12 protein-coding genes are annotated in these 19,229 nt (G+C 58.5%); 4 read left to right on the top strand and 8 right to left on the bottom strand.

Annotation, left to right across the window (positions count from 1 at the left end):
• Nucleotides 1-98: 98 nt before the first annotated feature.
• The 5 genes from AC5P7R_RS17845 to AC5P7R_RS17825 form a co-directional block, all read right to left on the bottom strand.
• Nucleotides 99-2,735 carry a hypothetical protein gene (locus tag AC5P7R_RS17845; RefSeq protein ID WP_234026163.1) on the bottom strand — a complete coding sequence of 879 codons (2,637 nt, stop codon included), beginning with the start codon at nt 2,733-2,735 and terminating at the stop codon, nt 99-101.
• 91 nt (nt 2,736-2,826) lie between these two features.
• On the bottom strand, nt 2,827-3,984 hold the full coding sequence (locus AC5P7R_RS17840) for a Wadjet anti-phage system protein JetD domain-containing protein (RefSeq protein ID WP_192813847.1): 1,158 nt from the start codon (nt 3,982-3,984) through the stop codon (nt 2,827-2,829).
• A 50-nt stretch (nt 3,985-4,034) separates the two neighbouring features.
• Nucleotides 4,035-7,454 carry an SbcC/MukB-like Walker B domain-containing protein gene (locus AC5P7R_RS17835; RefSeq protein WP_158704768.1) on the bottom strand — a complete coding sequence of 1,140 codons (3,420 nt, stop codon included), beginning with the start codon at nt 7,452-7,454 and terminating at the stop codon, nt 4,035-4,037.
• The gene (locus AC5P7R_RS17830; protein ID WP_017354467.1) at nt 7,441-8,097 is read right to left on the bottom strand and encodes a DUF4194 domain-containing protein; all 657 of its coding nucleotides are present in this window, start codon (nt 8,095-8,097) and stop codon (nt 7,441-7,443) included. Before AC5P7R_RS17830 ends, AC5P7R_RS17835 begins: the two co-directional genes overlap by 14 nt.
• Nucleotide 8,098: 1 nt before the next feature.
• Nucleotides 8,099-9,520 (bottom strand): Wadjet anti-phage system protein JetA family protein, encoded by a 1,422-nt coding sequence (locus AC5P7R_RS17825; RefSeq protein WP_049400904.1) that lies wholly within the window; start codon nt 9,518-9,520, stop codon nt 8,099-8,101.
• Nucleotides 9,521-9,638: 118 nt separating this feature from the next.
• On the opposite strand from AC5P7R_RS17825, the gene AC5P7R_RS17820 reads away from it, so the two are divergent.
• The 4 genes from AC5P7R_RS17820 (at nt 9,639) to AC5P7R_RS17805 (ending at nt 15,988) form a co-directional block, all read left to right on the top strand.
• Nucleotides 9,639-10,496, top strand: a complete 858-nt coding sequence (locus AC5P7R_RS17820) for a BrxR family helix-turn-helix transcriptional regulator (protein ID WP_146027645.1) — start codon at nt 9,639-9,641, stop codon at nt 10,494-10,496.
• A 353-nt stretch (nt 10,497-10,849) separates the two neighbouring features.
• The gene (locus AC5P7R_RS17815) at nt 10,850-12,415 is read left to right on the top strand and encodes a hypothetical protein (RefSeq protein WP_017354470.1); all 1,566 of its coding nucleotides are present in this window, start codon (nt 10,850-10,852) and stop codon (nt 12,413-12,415) included.
• A gap of 57 nt (nt 12,416-12,472) precedes the next feature.
• Nucleotides 12,473-15,229 carry a caspase family protein gene (locus AC5P7R_RS17810; RefSeq protein ID WP_017354471.1) on the top strand — a complete coding sequence of 919 codons (2,757 nt, stop codon included), beginning with the start codon at nt 12,473-12,475 and terminating at the stop codon, nt 15,227-15,229.
• Nucleotides 15,230-15,502: 273 nt separating this feature from the next.
• On the top strand, nt 15,503-15,988 hold the full coding sequence (locus tag AC5P7R_RS17805) for a hypothetical protein (protein ID WP_017354472.1): 486 nt from the start codon (nt 15,503-15,505) through the stop codon (nt 15,986-15,988).
• A gap of 144 nt (nt 15,989-16,132) precedes the next feature.
• Here the strand turns inward: AC5P7R_RS17805 and AC5P7R_RS17800 are convergent, their stop codons facing one another.
• The 3 genes from AC5P7R_RS17800 to AC5P7R_RS17790 form a co-directional block, all read right to left on the bottom strand.
• On the bottom strand, nt 16,133-16,747 hold the full coding sequence (locus tag AC5P7R_RS17800) for a flavodoxin family protein (protein ID WP_157804745.1): 615 nt from the start codon (nt 16,745-16,747) through the stop codon (nt 16,133-16,135).
• A gap of 108 nt (nt 16,748-16,855) precedes the next feature.
• Nucleotides 16,856-17,896, bottom strand: a complete 1,041-nt coding sequence (locus AC5P7R_RS17795) for a lipid A deacylase LpxR family protein (protein WP_017354473.1) — start codon at nt 17,894-17,896, stop codon at nt 16,856-16,858.
• Nucleotides 17,897-18,439: 543 nt separating this feature from the next.
• Nucleotides 18,440-19,183: a cation diffusion facilitator family transporter gene (locus AC5P7R_RS17790; protein ID WP_049400906.1), complete on the bottom strand. Its 744-nt coding sequence runs from the start codon at nt 19,181-19,183 to the stop codon at nt 18,440-18,442.
• Nucleotides 19,184-19,229: the final 46 nt, after the last annotated feature.

Here is a 19,229-nt window from a genome sequence, read left to right as displayed (position 1 = left end):
TGGCGCCGCTGAGCTACACAGCCAAGGTGCTTGAACAGACCCCATAGATGGGGAGAGCCTGCCCGAGAGACGAGCAATCAACCTTGAAATTCAGTCGCTTAGGCAGCTTTTGGCCCTGTACGTAATGATTCCCTGCCGACCATCGACCAAAGCCCTGGACCCAATCGCTCTAAGCAACCTAGCTCTGCTGCGGCCATCTCACCAAGAGAGATGACCTTCTCTTTGATCATCTCGTCACTGAAGGCTACTTGCCCCCCCCTACTCTCGATGTGATCCCAAGTATTGGACAGCACATAGGCCTCGATCTCAGAATAGAGGTCGGATGGTGCCGCAACGCGCGAAAGTGACTCCAGCCGAGCCAGTAGATCAGGATGAGCTGAGTCGCCATCGAAGCCAAGCGTCTTCTTTACCGAGACCCACATCTGCGGCCATTCCCCTTTCGAAGCATGACTTCTGACTATCTCCTCGAGATCATCAAAACAGCCCGCAAACGTCCATAGTTCCCGGAAATGACCTGCCAGAAGTGAGCGCGCCCAGTCGCGAAGAGTCAAGTCATCACATGTCAGCACCGGTCGCAGCAAGTTCAAGAAGCCGATATACCACTCGAGCTCTTCGGCACGCGTTCGCGGCTGCCAGCCAGCATCACGTCTACGTGCACCGAAGTCGAACGCAGAGAAAGACGTCCAGTGCGTCGCTTCGAACGCAGCATGGAACAGCTCGGCTGCGATCTCGCGATGCCTCTCGGTGCCCGACTCGAGTAGCTTGCTGACAAACGCACACCGCCGTTCTGGTCGCGCCAGCGTACCTGACAGGTGCAACGAGAACAGATGCCGCATCTGTCCAACTATGCTGTCCCTGTTCTCACCTGACTTCTCGCCCTCGGAGAACTTCAGCATGACCGTCGCAGCACGATCAAACTTATCGTCGTCGTAAGCTAGCTGGTGCAGCAGGCGCACGAACAACCTGAAGTTTCGGTTCTCGCGCGAGGCAAAGCCTGGCTTGGTTGCGGCGTTCTCGATCAGCTGCAGCACGGTCTCCGGGAATACCGGCGCTATGTATAGCAATGCAGACAGCGTGCCTTCGTTACACGATCCAATATCATGCAGCGGTCCGCCGGGGCTCACCCAACTATTTGCCATCCGAACCGCAGGCTCGAAATCGTGCAGGTATCCCAGTCGATGCGCACATGAGACGAAAAGTCGGAGGTTCTCTGGCTTTAGCAGCTCGGCATTGATTGCATCGACAGGGATGTTCTCCAGCGCACGCTTCGCCAAACGATTGGCAAGTGCATGAGGAAGAACTGCTCTCCACTCACCACGACTCTGCGCGAGCTGACGACGCATCAACTCAGCCTGAGCCCGATGCAGACCACGACGATCGAGGCCAACGATGGCACTTAGGACGCCAAGCTCATCATTGAACTCGGACGAGGAGACATTGAAGGAATAGACGAGCGATAGCGCTTCAGCGCATTCCAGAAGTTCATTGGACGCTCCTTTTCGTTGACTGAACAACCTATGGAAAAGGTCCTCGTCGGAGAAGTTTGTCAACGTCTCATCTGCATCTACCCGGCTGGCCAGCGCGATCGCGATGCGCGAATTGCCGCCGGAAAATTCGGCGATTTTGCCCGCGTTCAACTTCCCGATGTCTGGGTGCCGCCGCTGGATCAGCATCGAGACCGTCTCCTCGCTGCACGGCTCGAGGTGGATCACTTCGGTTTCCTCAGGACGATCGTCCGAGATGTCGTACTCGATTGTCAGAAGGCTGAGCATCGCGCTACTTGCGGAGACCTGCTTCTGCAACTGCCGATGCACGTCTGGCGGGCAGTTGTCCAGCACCAATTGAACCGCATGATCGTTAGCAACGATGTATGAAACTAGCTCGGATGCCGTCGGTGTCAAGTTCTCACCCAGGTCGGCGTAGATTGCGCTAGCTGGTGACAAGGCCTCCTCACCAACGTTCGCCTCAAACAGGGCCTGCGCGAATCGCGTCTTCCCCACTCCGGAGAGGCCGGTGATGCGCACCGCACTACCGCGGCGGCGCAACCGTTCTCGAGCTAGATGTATACCCTCAGAAACAGGCATAGGAGTCTTTGCGCTCGAGTTCGCGTCAATCACGCAGGGGTGGTCATCAACAAGGAATGCGTCGTTCTGGGCTGGGGGAGTAGCTGCCCACCTCCCGAAAGGCCTCCAGCCGGACAAGGGGCGGCCGAGGCGCGCACGAACCCACAGCGCAACGCTTGGATGCCGCCGTAGCCAAGTCGCCAATCGATCTCGACCATAAAAGTCAACGCGCAGAGACGCTTTTCCAGGAAGGGTCTCCGCGACCGCCTCCATCGCCCGCACTCGACTCGCCAACATGCTGTCTGAACAATCGTCCTTGCCACTAACGATAATGTAGGCACCATTTCGATCGGCAAGATCTGCAAGTACGAGCTTTGGGGTGCCACCCTCCAACATCTCGTCCCTGCATGCCGCCGCACCCATAGCATGCTTCTTGACCTGGAAACCGCAGATCCCACGAGGAACAAAGCCGTCGTTGGACGGCAAGTCCATAGCCTCAATACGGACATCCAAACCGCCATCAGGTGCCTCCTGCGCACCTCCCCACATAACGCTCTTCGGCCGACGCCCCTGCTGGATTACCTCCGCTTCGCAAAGACGGGCAACCAATTCACGCAGATCGCCAGCACTGAGCGCTGTGATATCTACAGCATCAAGTTCAAAAAATCTCATGATTCCCTTCCCGCAATGATCGGGGCACGCGCATCAAGGCATTAAAGACGGCGCAAAGCAATTTGTCGCCTAGGTCAGACTGCCCAGAATTCTAGGAGCCTGGAAACTGTGGAAGGAGAACCTCCTGCTCCAGCGTCCCCGGATGCGTTTCCACATGAATGGCCAAGTCATTCCACCCGATGGATCGACAAGTTCGAGATATTGCGCTAGACACCGATTCAGCCGTTGGCTTGAGAGCGTAACCGAGACCAATGAGCTCCCTGGGATCCATCAACCACGGCTTCAGGGTGAACCCCGCCTCGGCGGCAGATCCTGCGATGACGGCGCCAATTCTCATCCCCCCCTCATCCAAGTCGCCGAAATGAAACGCCTGAGTTGTCTGGCAAGGAAGTGATTTCAAGATCAGCATGTAGACCTGTCTCCAGGATGGGGACGGCATACCACCGGTATAGAGCAGCACGAGGCCGACTTGATCAGATGCAGCTTCAGCAAACTCATGGAATGTCTGTCGATTCTCTATGGTGAGAACACGCCAACTCAACACGGCTGGATTCGGCACGAATCCAGTGATGTGGGCAGGAGCGAAGCCGAGATATGGATGAACCACTCCCACCACCGTAGTCGACGTAACAACCGTAAGCGGACCTGAGATCAGTACGGGCAATGGTTCCTTGTGCAGGCCTATGGCCGAGAAGACCTCGCTACTATCAAGTCCAGATGGTGCAATAGAGTTGAACCAAAGCAAATCGATCCATTTCACGATGCCCTCCACTCGCTTGCTGTCACCAAACATCATGGCCGAAACCCGGCGCAACAGTTCGTCCCTGACGACACCTCGCCTTGCTGAAATGAGTCTGATTGCATCCAGTATTTGCGCTACAGAAGCATCGGTAGCCTCTTGCCCGCGAACCTTATGGCCCAGCGACCAGCGCTCAATGACCTCGGTCAGTACGGGGAAAAGGCCGGTGTGAGTGTCCAGCATGGAACGGGCCTCTGATACGGAATCACGACGAAGTCGTGCGCCCAAGAAGTTCGCCAGCTTTGCGAGGTTCAGTACGGCAACGCCCGCAACATCTAGAGGCGGCTGCACCATCACCTTGGCCTTGATTTCGATGGCTCCAGAGCGCTCAGCCAGTTCAAGTTCGGAACGAAACGCTCTTGCATCCTCGATGCTGCGCAGGCTGAAGAACTCTGGGCATGATGACTCCGTCAGCCTGAGAGCTATTCGCTCATCCTTGCCACGACTCACTGCATTCTGGGAGCGATTGAAAATTGACGTAAGGAAGGCCCGGGCTATAGTCATGCAACGACCCCTTCCCCATGGGGCATTCGACTTGCTTCAACACGCTTGAGCTCCTCCTCGAAAAGCTCGGGATGCTTGCGCCAGTTATCGGAATCCAGAATTACATGACCATCGTCATCAATGCGTACGTGTTTGATGGAGATAAGATCGTCGTCACGGTACATCTCGATGTAGGTATCCACCGATTCGTTGATCTTACCCAAGGCATCGTCCGGTGCCGCGACGATGGGCTGAAGGCCCAATGCCTTCAGGTACTCAAAGACGGCACGGGTATTCACTGAGTCAATCTTGTCACCCAACTCATCGAAAATTATCAGCGACATGCCGCCTTGATCACCGCGCAACTTTCCCAATGCGCGCGCCATCGACGCTGCAGCAACGATGAAAAGAGGCGCGCGGTGCTCGCCCCCGGAACCCTTGTCCATGCGCTTTGAGAAGTCGGTCACCGTCACACCATTGCTGCGAACGTCAATCTCGAAGTTGAAGAAATTGCGATAGTCCTCCAGAAGCCTGTTGGCCTCTGCATCCTTTCCCTCAAGCATCGCCCTGAACTCAGGAGGAGCATCCACCTGTCCAGAGAAGATATCCCCCTCCGGTCCCGCACCAGCCACCTTCAGTATGAATTTGTACAGCGACTCATGATCTTTATTGAGATTGGTGACGAAGTGATACTTCTCGTTGTTCGAGAATGGCGGCAAGCGCTCCATCGTACTGTTCAGCTCATTGAGCGTGCTGCGCATGCTGGCGAAGTGGTCGCTCAGGCGGGCGGCGATCTGCACCTTGAACGTTTGCTCTGCCGCTTCTGCAGCTTCCGCGGAAAGCACTTGGTAGTGATGGAGCTCGGATTCCTCTAGCCGTTGCTTCTCCTGAGCCATCGTCTCGCACATGGCACCCAAGTCGCCCACCGCGATATCCATCTGCGGATCGAATTGGTTTGCGTATGTAGACATGTCACTTGCCAAGGCCTGCACCTGGGAAGACAGCTGATTGCCACTTCTAACCGTAGCGTCACTAATCTTCGCCACAATCGTATGCAGCGATAGGCCGGAACCATCAAACTCATCGCGTTTTGTTTCGAACCACTCATCACCCACGTATTCATTGCGGCGACTGAGAGCCGCCTTTGAGCAGATTCCGTTGGTTCTATCCGCAAGCTCGTCTAGCCGTCTCTGTGCTTGCCGGAAAGCCTCACCATGAGTTCCGACGTCTCTGCTGCTTTCTTCCAGCTTCGACTGTGCTGCCAGGGCAGCTCGCCTTGCCTCTGTGATGAGCAGCTGACGAGCAAGGAGATCAGGTGCGCTTGCGATCTCTTGCATCGCCGCCTTTGCATCAAGCGCGGATTGCTCCTGAATGTGCGAGTTCAGCCATCTTTCAATGTCCTGGATACGTCCTTCAAGTCCCACCAACTTCTCAAGGGCTTCAACCAACTGGCGCGACCGGTTCGCCTCCTGCTCGCATTCGGCTGCGTTCTGCCCCAAAGTGCTGCGCTGCTGCCGAAGCACCGCCAGGCGATGGCTCGCATCTTGGCGTCCCAACACCAGTTCCGTTGCAGACAAGGGGCGTCGACGGCCGAAATCAGCACGTCCAGCCTGCTCGCCAGTACGGGTGAAGCCCTCTGGGCTATCCGTGGTGACGCGCTCCAATCGCTCCAGCCGGCCGAGTCGAAGACGGATATAGTCCACCGCCACTTGATTGTCACCCGCGATCAGGTGCGCGAGACCCATTGGCGGAACCACACCCATATCCGCCTTCGACTTCACCGGGTTCACCAACAGTACTGAATCCGGCTTTGTATCCCACGGAATCTTGTTGAAAACGGACAAGGCATCCTCAAACTTGCCGCTACGGACAACCAGGGCAGTGCGCGAACGACCAAGGAATCCCTCGATTACGGGTGCCCAGTCGGCATCTGTGACTGTAACCAAATCGCAGACGGGCGTGCACAGAAGTCCTTTGTCTCCAAGTATGTTCACAACTGCTTGGACGGCCGGCGGGAGTTCCGCTTTGCCTTCCTGGATGCGTTTGATCTGCTCGTTAGCGATCCTAAGTTCATTTCCAAGCTTGGACAGCCTCTGCTCGTCATGGTCTAGCTGACGCCGTGCCGACTGGATGATCGGAGCAACCCGCATGCTGGACTCGCGCAATGCTGCCGAGGCCTGCGAAACGTCAAGCACAAGCGCATCGGATACGGATGTACTGGAAACCGCATCAAGAAGCTCAACCCACGGCATCGCCAGATGCTGCCAGCCTCCGAGATCGGGTTTCACGCGGTTGGCCTTCTCGAAGCCCGCCACCACCTCGCGAATGGCCTGGGCCACGTTGGTTTTGATAGGTCTAAGTGATCTCTCTCGTTCGCTGGCCAGGTCACGGGCGGCACTGATCGCCGGATCTGCTGCTGATTGAAGCTCTAGTTCGATGTACACGCCGTTGAGTCGATCATGCTCCGCCTTGGCGCTGTCGACTGCATTCTGCGCTGCCTGATGCCTGTCCCGCGCTTCATGCAGCGTAGTTTGTGCCGCATCAACAGCATCCATGTGTTGTTCACGCTCATAGTCATCCAACAGCGCCCTATAGGTCGCTGCGTGCATCCGAGTCTGAGTAGCCTTATGACCGGCTGCGATCAAGCTTTTGACGTTCTCAAGCCTGTCCAGTGTTTCCAGAACCTTGGCTTGAAGCGAGCGCAGATTGTCGAGCTGGGAGCGGAAGTTCTTGAGCTCGATAGGATAGGCATCGACAATGTAATTTCGAACAAAGCTGCTGGTGTCAGGAACTTTCTGCAGATTAAGCGCATTCTTCATCGCTCGCCGAAAAGCTCTCGGGTCGATGCTGCCCCCTCCTTTGGGGCGCAAGGCGAACAACATTGCTTCAACCTGCTTCTCCGCCGACGGAGGCACTGCGAGCCTACCATTCACGCGACTGACTGCGTCCTCCATCAGCTTATTGAACGTTCCCCAGGCCAACGGCAAAAGTTCCGCCTCGGCGTTCGCTTCAAGATGATCATCTAACGCGAGCGCAACCCCTTGGACCACATAGCGCCCGTAGACGTGCAGCTTTGGGTCGCCCACTGACGCGCCCAGGGCCAGGCCAACCGAAACCGGCGGCAATTCGCCCTCAGTGTCGCGAAACACCATGGTCAAATAGGACGTCGCATTCTCACGAATATGCTCGTCACCGCGATAGTAGCCGAGGCAGTATTCGCGCACTGAACGCCCTCGAGTGCCTGATACCCCCCCTGACTGCGCATTGAGATCGATTTGATTCTGATCCCCTCCGTACAAGACGATCTGCATCGCATCCAGAATCGCAGATTTTCCAGATCCGTTAGGCGCCACAATGCCTGTTGCAGGGCTAAAGCTCAGGGTTTCGGCACGGAATAGGAAAAACTGTACCAAGTGAAATTTCTCAAGCAGATACATCGCCATCCTCCGTGACTTCATTCATTGCGTCGAAAGTAGCCGCATCCCCCTCACCTGCCACTTCCTTACGGAAGGATTCCAGATGGCTCAAGTATTCCTTCCGCAGCAGATCTCCGATCGCGGGATGGATGCGAACCTTCGCGAGCTGATTCCGTACATCGTCCTTGTCCTCAAAGGCAGCAATCCCCCAGCGCTTGAACTTGGTCATCAAAGAGCGGAAGTCCCCAGGCGAGGGAAAGTCCCTGCCCGTTTCCTTCTCGTAGTGCTCTTGCAAGTCAGGCAAATCGACGAAAGTTTCGCCATTTGGCTCTTCGCGCCCCTCGAAACGGACGCGATGATGAACGCCGGCGAGCACCAACAGCAGCAGGGTTTCGTCCTTGCTGGCTCGCTGTTGGGTCAGTACGTGCACGGGCCGCGCCACGATGTACTGGTAGTTGGTGTCGTGCAACAGCTCGATGCCAAGGGGACGAACTGCCTGCTCAAAGTCATTGATATTTCGGCTGACAATGCCGTAATCCTTCCGGGTCGCCCGGTCAGAGGCGGACAAGACCTGATGGGTTACTAGCCGATAGGCCGCCTGCTCGTAGTCCTGCTCTTCGTACATAGTGTCGCGGCTAAGCGCCTTTTCCCAGTGGCGTGCCATGTCATTTCACCTTGGTGATGTAGAAGTCCGGCATGTCCAAATACGGCCCGGCAATTCGTTCATCACCGGCGCTTTGGAAGCGATATCCAGGTAGTCGCTTTGAAATTCCTTCATGGTGCTTCTTTCCGAGGCCTGTCATTGCTTCCTGTGCGTAGGTGGACAGCGTCTGCACCATTCGAAATTGCTTGATACCGGTGATGGGAAGCTGAGACGCCCGGATCTGCCTACCTCCTCCCATGACACCCTGCAAGTACACCCTCACCTCTGTTGGCATGGCGGTACGCGCATCACGCGCACGCCTGTGCAGGTTCATCCGCGCCTCCTGCTCGGCTGTCATCTGCCGCGGAGAATCCGCGGTCCTGGGAATGGGCGGACGGGCGATGCGTGGTTGAAACAGGAGTTCACCGGAAAGCAATGCTCCGGGCCCAACGGGCATGGAGGCGTCGAAGTTCTCCGCAGCATTGACTCCGGCGATAGCCTTTTTGATCCGTCTCTCGAGCTGGCCCGGCGCGCGAAGCTGGTACTCGATCATGGCCAGCATGCGACGCTCGATATGGCGCTGATCCTGGCCCAAGCGATCGAAGTAGTCTTGCAGACGATAGACATTGCTCAATCGCCTGATCGCCTTCTCATAGACAGCCTCAGCCGTGCCTTTATCACCTTTGTAGCGTCGCTCGGCCAACCACACGATGATCCGTTCCCGATGATCCCCGTAATGGATTTCCTGAGTTAGGCTCAACACCTGCGCCTTTCGTGCGAGGGGGTGATCGGCGCCAGCCAAGTCCGCATAGTCAGCCATGACGTGCTTGGAAATGTAGTCTTCAAACAACCGACGGATAGCCGCCCCGGGGGTCGCGGACTTGAATATCTCGCGCTGCAGGGTACGCACGTTCAGACTCATGGCGGCAATCCCGGACAGAAGCGCATGGGCGCTGTCGCCGGCGTTTACGAAGTCGTCACCGTAGACATTGCTTGCAGGATCAAGCACCCGACGTAATGTGTCTTCAATGGAACGCATCTTCGCGCCCACCATCGCCGGCGTGTCTTCTGTGAAGACCTGCAAGGTGGCAAGGAAACGGCTTACCACAGCAGTCATGGACAGAGTGCGCGTGAGTCCCACCTGCTCTTCTTCGAACCAGCCATTCTCCGTGAGATGGCTCAAGTACATGTTGGCGCGAATGTTGAGCGGAGTGAGCTGGCCTACCCCCTCTTCTGCCTGCCAAGCGTCATCGTGTTCGAGGTAGTTCTCGATGAACTGCGTCAACTGCCGCCGTTCCCAGCCGGTCGCCGGGGGAACCTCAGCCTCTGGCCCGAAGAATTCTTCGTACAGACCCAAGAGCAGCCGCCAGTAGTTCTCCCGATTTGCCGAGGCCAATGGGCGAAAGAGTTGCGATGGCAGTACCTCAAACAGAGAGCTGGACACTGTGCAACTCCACAGAAGTTGGGCTATCTACTTCACATTAGCATAAACGCTAACATATCATAAACGCTAACTTAGCATCAATGCTAAGCTGCGTGTCATCTGACCCCGGCCCAGCCCCATGCCCCGCCCCCGCCCCAATCCAAACAAAAGTCCGGAAACACTTCGAGCCATCGAAACGCTGCTCCTCTGGGAGGGGCAAGTCACCAATGAGCGAGTACGCCAAGTGTTTGATCTGCATATCACCACGGTAAGTCGATTGCTAACCCAATATGCTGAACTCAATGGAGGCGGCCTTGAGTACCGAAGCCATGTGCGCGGATACGTGGCGATGTCTGGCTTCAGACCCCTCCTAACCGAAGGGCTGATCGAAGAGTACCTTGCGTTTGAGCGCCCCCAGGAAGCTACAGGCTTTATCGAGAGCTCCCAGCTTATCCTCGGCGGCGTTGAACGACGCCACTTCGCACTGCTTAATCGTGCCTGCAGAGAGGGCAAGGGGCTCGTTGGCGAGCACCGGTCCATGCGCAACCCAGCACCTCGCACCAAACGACTGTTCCCTCATGCGCTGGTGCAGGCAGGCAGGCGCTGGCATGTTCGCGCATTTGTCATCGCCGAGGACGAGGCGGAAGCCGGACGCTTCCTGGACCTGTCTATAAATCGGCTGAGCGGCTTGAAACAGCTGGCTGATCCTCGGCCAGAGCGGGCCGAGCCTAGCCAGGACGCCGCCTGGCAGACACAGGTAGAGCTGTCGATCGTCCCCCATCCGCATCTGACACCAGATCAGAAGGATATGGTGCGTATCGAGTATTTCGGAGGTAAGGCAGCCTACAGGTTAAGAACCCGTGCCGCACTACTCCAATACCGACTACATGAACTGCGCTGCGCCACCGATGCAGAGAAGGAGCCGCCGAACGAATTTCACCTCTGCGTCGACGATCCAACCGCGATCCAACCGTGGCTATTTGGCGAGCTGAATTAGCGGATGGCATGATCGTAGCCAAACTTGAGGCCCGGCACGGATACCGCGCTACCCCTGCCTGGGTAGCTACCCTACATAGGAACCGTATCAGATGGACGCCATTGGCATTCAAAGCCAATTCTCCGTCTGTACCTCAATGATCAGGTCGATGAGCCGTGCCCTCGTGTCCCTATCGATCGAGCGCCAAATGCAAACTACCGCCCCAGCTGCGGCATGGTCCGGGGCATTCAACTCTAGCCCTTCGCTTACTCGGCATTGAGGTGACCAATCCCTACCTAGGCGATTACTGATTGCCCACTTCATAAACTCATGGCACTCTGGGTTGGCATCATTCTGGTCACAGGGGGCCAGGTATGGGCAGTCTGCATCAAATCCACAGTCGCAACGGCCGTATCGGTGCCGGAACCGATACGAAGCCAGAGGATATCGACGCTATCGTCACGGCGCTTCGTAAGGACGGGCGTGGTCATTTGCTGCTTTACTTTCACGGGGGCCTGGTCGACAAGGCCGCGGGTATCGGTATTGCCCAGCGACTTGAGGGGCGCTTTTCTCAATCGGCCTATCCGGTTTTTTCCGTGTGGGAGTCGGGTTTCGTTGAAACGATCCGCAACAACCTGCGCGAGCTGCCGGATGAGCCGGTATTCAAGAATCTGGTGCGCAAGGCGCTAGAGTACGCGCTCCGCCGCTTGGGAGGTAGCAACGGCGCCCGGACCATCACGCCGGGCAACGTCGATGCAGGGAAGGTCCGCCAGGCAGTTGATACATATTGGAGCGATCCCAGTCGCAATCACGTGCCCTACCGTGATTTCAAACCTGTAGTGGGGCCCTCAGGTGCGCGTGCGGCGAGTGCGCTGATCGACGACGCCGAGATCGAAGCCGACTTGCAAACCGACAGCGAGTTTGTGGTCGCCATGCAAACCCTGCCAACCGCGTTAGACGAAGCACGCGATGCATTCATCGGGGGCGGAGCGAGCGTTCGAGATACCCCGTTCTCGCAGGCGGTATCAACGCAGGTCGCCGGGGTCGAGGGAGGCCGCGGGTTGATCGTCTGGTTCAAAGTTTCCCTTCTGGTGAAGCGCATCCTGCAGGGTGTTCTGCGTCGGTACGCGGATCAACGCGATCACGGCCTGTATGCAACGGTCGTAGAGGAAGTGTTGCGTGGTGTTCATTTTGGTGGCAGTGGACTCAATGAATGGGGCAAGGCACTCCAGTGGAACCGCATGAAGCAGGACTCACTCGATGCGTTCGGCGACGGCTCCGACCTGTATGCCGGAACTGCGCTGCTGGAGCGGCTGCGTGCCGCCCATGCCTCTGAAGGGCTGCTATCGAGGATCACTCTAGTCGGCCACAGCACTGGCGCCGTCTACATCGCCAATTGGCTTGACAAGGCATCAGAGCTTCTGCCGGCCGAGATTGCATTCGACGTCGTGTTCCTGGCGCCCGCCATCACCTACGAGCGCTTTGCCGCCACGATCACCCAACATGGCGATCGCATCCGTCACTTCCGCTTGTTTGGCATGCGCGATGAATTCGAACGGGACGATCAGGTCGTCGGAGACGACTCTAAATTTCCCAATGGGCAGGACTGGAAGCGCTTCATCTATCCCAGCTCCCTCCTCTATCTGGTGTCGGGTGTCCTCGAATCGCGCCCAAATTCCGACGGAACGCTCGTCGACGAACCGGACATGCCGCTGCTGGGCATGGAACGCTTCTTCGCTTGGCACCACATCTACTCAGATAGCAAGTTTCCCGAAATAGGTGCAGTCCGCGCGTGGCTCGGAGCTGCACCGAACCGTACGATCTGGTCCAAGTCCCAAGGACAGACAGCAGGCTTGAACAGCACAAGCATTGATCACGGAGCTTTCGACGACGACGAAGATACGCTGCTCAGCGTTGAGAGCCTCCTCGGCGGATGGTGACATCTTCGAGAGCACGCCAAAGGTGCCCTTGTGTACGCAACAGGGAGAGATGTGGACATGCCGCGAGATGATCACTACGCGATCGTGCTGACAATTAACCGTTATCCCGGCCTGAGTGACCTCCATGGACCTGAGAACGATGGCGAAGAGTTCCGGCAATGGCTCCTCGATCCGGAGTACGGCGACCTGGACACCCGACGTATCCAAGTCATACGGTCGCAGGATTATGGCGTGGCAGCGACCCCGGACGACGCAAACCCGACCGAGAAGGAGCTCAAGAAGGCGCTTAATCTATGGCTGCGCACCCCGAACGGATGGCATGACCGCATTGGACAGCGCTTGTATCTGTTCTTCGCCGGACACGGGTTCACAGCCGGTTCGGCGATTCACGACCCGGCACTATTCTCGGCCGTCGCGCAAAACGGCGACACGGCGCATATCGCCGTCCTGCGTTATGCGTCGAAAATCGCCAACGCGGGTTTCTTTGATGAAATCATCCTGGTAACGGACTGCTGCCAGGACGTACTCAAGGCGAGCCAGGTGCTCGAGCCGACTTGGACCCCGCCGGACCGGCAACGAACGGCACACGTCCGATTGTTCCAGGCGTATGGAGCGCCGCGGGGACGTCAGTCCTTTGAGCGCAACATTGGCCCGGCCGGGCAGTCTCGCGGCCTGTTCACTAGCGTCCTACTGGACGCGCTGCGCAGCGCACCGCCTGACGCCGACGGATGGGTGACGGATCGCGCCGTCGCGGACTACTTCCAGGTGCTATGGGCCGATCGCTACGAACAGGAAACCGGATACACGCCACCACTGACTCCCGCAACGAAGCGGATTCGAATATATCAGCGCCCGGCGTCGGCGCCAGCTTCCGCGCTCCCACGCCGGGTTGCCGTCGACCTGAGCCGCATCATTGCTAAATTCGCGGCCATCGACCGGCAACCGGATCCTGACATCTCACCTTACCCACCCGCGCCGCCCACCGACATGACGCCAAATGGGCAGCTACGCAGTAGCCAGCTTCGCCAGCTCGAGCATCCCATCGTGGAGCTGACCCCGGGTCTGCATCTCGTCGTTACACCAGGGAATCTACCCGACGTCGCCTTCGAGGTTCCCTACCCGGTGCTGCCAGCTGCAGGCAACACCCCTCCCGTTGCTGCACCTATCGACATGCCCGCTTTGCGAACCGACGAGGTTGCAGCGCAGCCGGTGGTGTTGAGGACGGACAATCCCAACGCGCAGATCACGGTGCTCGATGCTAGCTACGCTCGTGTCAGCATCGGTACGGGAGTGGTCTCGCTGTCCTTAGCTCCGGGACTCTACAAAGCCCTGGTGCACGTCGGGGCCGAATCGGCGCAATCGCTGTTCGTTGTTGCGGATGCGCCCCTCGACCAGCGGTTGCCCGGGCCCGAATTTTCCGCGGCTGCGCCCGTCATCGGCACGTCAACCACGCACCAAAATCAGTCCCTTCATGCCGCTGAATACTCGATGATTCCGACGGAGCCAAGCCGCGATCTCAGCGAAATCGGTGAGGTCTTTGTCTTCGCGCGCGACTCCAGTTTCAGTCCCGACGGCTCTCTAAACCCCGCGCCACCGTGGCGGCAGTGGCACCTCAGTTCCCTTGTAGGGGCAACCTTGGAGGAGCGCCTCATCCACAGTGGTACGGACGACAGGCTCGGCTACGCCTACCTCAAATTAGCAGCAACAGCTGGCAGCCTCGCACTGCGAACGGCCAGCCCTTGGGACGAGTCGAATGAAGACGGACTGGTCGTCCCGGTGATTAAGGGGTGGCGTACCGAGATCTACCTTGACTGTACCTCAGCTCCGCCAACCCCTCCGATGGTGGACACTCAGGGCGCACGAATGCTCGACTTGGCGACTGCCTCCATCCATCTGGTCCGGATGGGAAGTGCGTCACTGCTGTTCGATCCGATCGGGCTTGCGACGGAGGCGGCGCGAGCGCAGCTTACAGTCGGCCGGGAGGTGGCGGTGCCATCAACCGAGCAAGCAATGGCCAGCCCGATGTGGGCCTTGTACGCGGCCCTCGCTGCCTTCCAGCGGGGCGGGCAGCACATCGATACCGTTGGACAATGCGTTGCAGCCGTTCCTAAGGAAATCAGGGAGGGTCTATCCGATTTTGCGGTGCTCGCGCAATGGCTAGGCCTATCGAACGTGGCCCATCCGCTCCGTAACCCACCCGCGCTGGCGGCCTCATGGAGCCTTGCCTCAAAGCTGGAGGCGCGAGGCGGACTGGCCTCCGAACTGTTCGAGGAGATCGGCCAATGGCGGTCCGGTGGGAGTCTATGGACTCTCTGGCAGCGTTCAGTTGATGACCGCTGGTTGTTGCGAAATCGGCTTTCTGACCAGGCTATGGGCACTCTGAAGGGTAATGCACAGGGGATTGACGACGCGGCAACCCCGCAAGTGCTCGCCCCCGCCTGGTCACTGGACACCTGGGTTCCGGTCGAAGACGGCCTGAGGTGTCCTAATCCCACCCATAGCCCCTTCCAGCAAGCACTCCGTCGGCGTCTTCTGGATGCGCTGGCTGAGCGCCACACCGATGCCGACAGCGGCGCCTTCACCACTGTGTCGCTGCCACCCGAGTCCGATGTCTTCGCCTTGGCAGCGGAGCTCATGCTGTCGCCGATATACGCCATGGCCGCCTATAGCAAGCTGTATGCGGAAGCCCGCCGCCAATCCGACCTGGGCCCTCTCATCGAGTGGGTAACGGTGAACGGAGATGAACCCGACCCAGACTCGACAGCCACCAAGTCGAAGCGCAGCACTCACCTGCAATCAATGGACGACTACTGAGAGGCGAATCGTAAGCGCGGCCTTCACGCGAACCCCATCCAAGTATTCTTAGCGGTGTCTAGGCAAAGTTGTCCCAAGTCACTGCCGACCTGCGTTGCCAGCCCGAAGCGGTTATAGGTCAAGAATCTAGATGAGGTGCGACGCCCGGCCTACAGGATGACATCCTCCCGCGTGTTAGGCGGCTCTCAAGTAGCGCCATTTCTTGGTGGTCCTTGTGCCTTCGCTGTGGCAGTTTGCGATTCGGACCTCACACTACTCACATAGAATGCTGAAATGCCGGTAAGCGCCAATCTCGCCTACGACCTTCTCAAGACCGTGAGCAAACTGGAATTCCAGCTCCGACGGCACGGGGACTTCTTCCGGAAAGACCGGACGGGGCAACCGACGTCCGACGTGGCTTGGCGCAAGGTGCAAGAGCGCGTCCGAAAGTTGGGCGACGATTTCGCGTCAGAGGTTCCTGAGTCGGCGCGTGCGCGCCTTCTCTGTCAACGCGATGAGCGCCCCATGAAGCAGATGATTATTGAAGAGAACGGGAACTTGGTGGCCCGCTTTTGCCCCTGCCCATTGGATGCCGAATCGGATGCGGTCGCGCTGGTGGAAGCCATGCGGCAAGTCCGCAACAACCTCTTCCATGGTGGCAAAGAAGATTCGGAAGTGGATCCGTACGAAGAAGACAACGATTGGGTCTACGCCGCGACGCAGGTTGCGATTGCTCTCCAGCATGCGTTGTCTAACGGACGGCTCGACAATCGCGAATGAAACCACCTCACGAAACTCTCGGGACGGCCCTAGGCCGTTGACGAGCGTGCAGCAAGGGGCGACGCGGCGATTGGCATAGCGCTAGCTAAGGCGAGGGGTGCCGACTAAACGCAGCATTGGCCGGGGGCATTCATGGTAGGTCGGTCACATCAGATCCGTAATTCTGAGATCATCTGGGTCCGATCTTCTGAACCAGGCACGCTTGCGCGCCAAAGGCCGATGCTCGAATGATCGCGCACCTCGTCGAACTATCTCTCGCCCAAGGAGCTCAATAGCTGACTGCTTCCATGATCCTCTGGATGTAGTGACTAGTACGACCTTTTTCCCAGGGAACATGTTGCTCCTAACAAACTCCCAAGCCGGCGGCGCTGGGCAACCACGCCAGATGGGTGTTCCCAAATAGATAGCGTCATAGGGAGCTAGATCCATCCACGCGGGATTTATCCACGCGTCATCAAGACCCCCATCAGCCATAGCATTCACCCACCCGGCCAAGCCCAATGAGTAGTCAAATGCTTCGACAGCACGCAGATCGGCGTGTAACTGGTTCGCCAGATAACTAGAGGCTAAGGCGGTGTGCCCAGAGCGAGAGTAGTAGACCACCAGGGCATCGGGTAAAGGAGATCTCGATGGGGCCGGCGCCTTTAGCTTCTGAAGTTTCTCCAGCCTTCGTCGCGCTGCCCACACGACACAGCAATCAATCACCTTGATCCCAGCGGCAAGCGCGACGATGACTACGACGAGCTTGGTGATTAGCATCATTCAGTACTCTCCATCATGCACTCCCGCGTTACTTCTGTAGTCGCTCTGCGAGGTACTGCACTCAAGGACATTGCATGGTCGAACACCCGCGATCGTCGCCACCTACTATAGCGAGCGGCTAATAGTGAAGCTTCCGAACACCGGCGACTGGCGCTGGCCATAGAACTCCCGGGTGCTGTGGTAACGCGCCATTGCGAATCTCCAGCGCCCGCGCATCACCGCGATGCCGTAGCCGCCTTGGGCGACCACGTGGCGCTTGTCCACGCTGTGGCTGTTGCGGAAGGTATTGCCGTCCAGAGTGATGTCGCGGATTACCCATGCCGCGTCGGTGGTCGCAAACAAGTGCCAGGACCAGCCGCTGAGGCGGCCACCACGGGTCGGCGCGGTGTTCTCGCCGGCCGGGCGCAGCGGCGTGCTGCCGAAGTCGTCGGGCAGCTTCCAGCCGAAGCGCACTTCGCCACCGGCGTTGGCCTTGGTTTCCAGGTTGCCGATCGCACCGCCATAGTGACTGATCGCATCCCAGCCCCAGCCGCCGGCATTGACACTGGCATCGGCCGGCCAGCGGCGCATGCGCTCGTGGGTCAGCATGAACACCGGCTCGTTGTGCAGCTGGTTGTCCCAACCCTTGAACTTCTCGTCCCCTAGCGCGTCGTGCACGGCGTTCTGCACCTGCCTGCCCTGGGCCCAGGGCCCGACCACGCCCACGGCCAGCTGGGTGGTCTGCAGGCGGTCGCCGCTGCGTGCGTTGAAGCCGAAGCTGGCCAGCAGCACGCCGGCATACGGCCGGTCATCCTCGATCAGGTCGCGGCGGGTCGGGTCGGTGGGGGTGAAGATGGCCTGGCCGATGCTGAAGATCATGTTCTGCTGCTCGAACCTGCCGGGGTGCAGGCCTTCCAGGTACTGGTTCACCCAGCGCGCCATGCGCGGCAGGCACGGGTCGGCGGTGTAGTCGACCAGGTTCGGCGAGACCAGGGTCAGCTGCGCGCCGTTGGTATAGCCCTGGTCTTGGTGGCGGCCACCGAACAGGTCGTTGTCGACGCGGAAGCTGATCTGCGGCGGGTGATCGCGCATCGCGTCCGGGCCACATTGTTCGGCCGCCTGGGCCACCGGGGCTCGGGCAGCGGCCAGGAACACGAGTGCCGCCATCACAGACAACCGACTAAGCGCCAGTCTTTTCATGGGCTTGCTGCCATTTGACTCAATGTGAGGTTCAATTGAAGATCTAATGCGCTGTCGCAGTAGACCCGGAGGAAGGGGTTTGAGCCATACACCAGGCCATCAGCCGGCCGCACGCCAATTGCTTTCAAAGGCGGCGCATCCCTGCAGCAGTATCTAGCGCTCTTGGGCTCGCCAAGACGTTCGCCTGAGCAAGAGATCGTCCAGGCCCTCCCCTAGTGCCGCAACAGCCGGCGCCCCAGGTACTGACCTAGACTGAAGGGCACGTCACCTCGCTGCGAAGCAACGTCAGCCGCTCAAGATGGACGTTTCAGAATCACAGTCAGTTTGTTGATCTCTGACTGAGAGAATGGCCACCCCGCCAGCAACTCCGCATCATGTGAGGTGGGGCATATGCGCTCAGCGGGCTCGCCAGATGCGTCCAGGAATGACTCCGGTCGCAGCGAGTTTTGTGGAAGGCTCCCAATCGCAGGGCTAGCCTCCGTGCTGAGCACGGAGGCACCACCGCACTAGCTACTTACGCCGACCTATCCACGCCGAAATGGAGCTACGAAGCAATCTAATGGCCCAGACTGCGACAACCGACGCTCCGATGAGGCCTGTGACTGAGTCCAGCCACGTCACGTCCCAGATCATCCCCACGACAAGTGCAGTAATTGCGAGTGCCGTTACAGCGGTGTCCGTAGCGACGTGAAGATAGGCCGCACGAAGATTGGGACTCCTGCGCGCATCGGCCCCCTTCTCGTCAGCATGGCGCTCATGCGGAACGTGGCAGTGATCAACCGCAGCACCTTCGCGATGGTAGGCAGAATGTAGCCACCGCGCTGAGAATATATTTGTAATCAAACCCGCAACGGCGATGGCAAGCGCTTCTGAGTACTGAACAGCCTCTGGCGCATGGAGACGCTCCGTCGATTCATAGGCCATCGAAGCGGCAATCCAAAGCATGATCATCGCGCTTACGCTCGCCGCGATGAGCTCAACCGCTAGCACCCGAGCCGCGCGCTCTGGGCGGCTCTGATTCCGCTCAGCGTACCAAGCGATAGAAAGTGCGAACAGGAGTACCAGCACGTGAGAGCTCATGTGCCAGCCATCTGCGAGAAGAGCCATCGAGTTGAAGGCCCATCCTCCAGCAATTTCGACGGACATCATGACCGCAGTGAGAGTCGCGGCCTTCGTAATTGCCCGTGCGTTGCCGGTGCTCTGTACGCCCTGCAGAGTCCGCTCGTGCATTGCGTTGGGGGGAAGCAAGGACATGGTCGAAGACTCCAGGCTCTGAGCGAAAATGTATACGCCGGTGGCG

Source organism: Stenotrophomonas sp. YJH_SMC_27 (genome assembly GCF_059369815.1).
Note: the sequence above shows the minus strand (reverse complement) of the source record. Positions and strands in the feature narration are given on the sequence as shown.

What these genes read in the sequence shown, in the direction of transcription:
- AC5P7R_RS17790 (WP_049400906.1), bottom strand. Translation starts at nt 19,183, where the DNA reads ATGTCCTTGCTTCCCCCCAACGCAATGCACGAGCGGACTCTGCAGGGC.
- AC5P7R_RS17845 (WP_234026163.1), bottom strand. Translation starts at nt 2,735, where the DNA reads ATGAGATTTTTTGAACTTGATGCTGTAGATATCACAGCGCTCAGTGCT.
- AC5P7R_RS17810 (WP_017354471.1), top strand. Translation starts at nt 12,473, where the DNA reads ATGCCGCGAGATGATCACTACGCGATCGTGCTGACAATTAACCGTTAT.
- AC5P7R_RS17835 (WP_158704768.1), bottom strand. Translation starts at nt 7,454, where the DNA reads ATGTATCTGCTTGAGAAATTTCACTTGGTACAGTTTTTCCTATTCCGT.
- AC5P7R_RS17815 (WP_017354470.1), top strand. Translation starts at nt 10,850, where the DNA reads ATGGGCAGTCTGCATCAAATCCACAGTCGCAACGGCCGTATCGGTGCC.
- AC5P7R_RS17800 (WP_157804745.1), bottom strand. Translation starts at nt 16,747, where the DNA reads ATGCTAATCACCAAGCTCGTCGTAGTCATCGTCGCGCTTGCCGCTGGG.
- AC5P7R_RS17795 (WP_017354473.1), bottom strand. Translation starts at nt 17,896, where the DNA reads ATGGCGGCACTCGTGTTCCTGGCCGCTGCCCGAGCCCCGGTGGCCCAG.
- AC5P7R_RS17820 (WP_146027645.1), top strand. Translation starts at nt 9,639, where the DNA reads ATGCCCCGCCCCCGCCCCAATCCAAACAAAAGTCCGGAAACACTTCGA.
- AC5P7R_RS17830 (WP_017354467.1), bottom strand. Translation starts at nt 8,097, where the DNA reads ATGGCACGCCACTGGGAAAAGGCGCTTAGCCGCGACACTATGTACGAA.
- AC5P7R_RS17805 (WP_017354472.1), top strand. Translation starts at nt 15,503, where the DNA reads ATGCCGGTAAGCGCCAATCTCGCCTACGACCTTCTCAAGACCGTGAGC.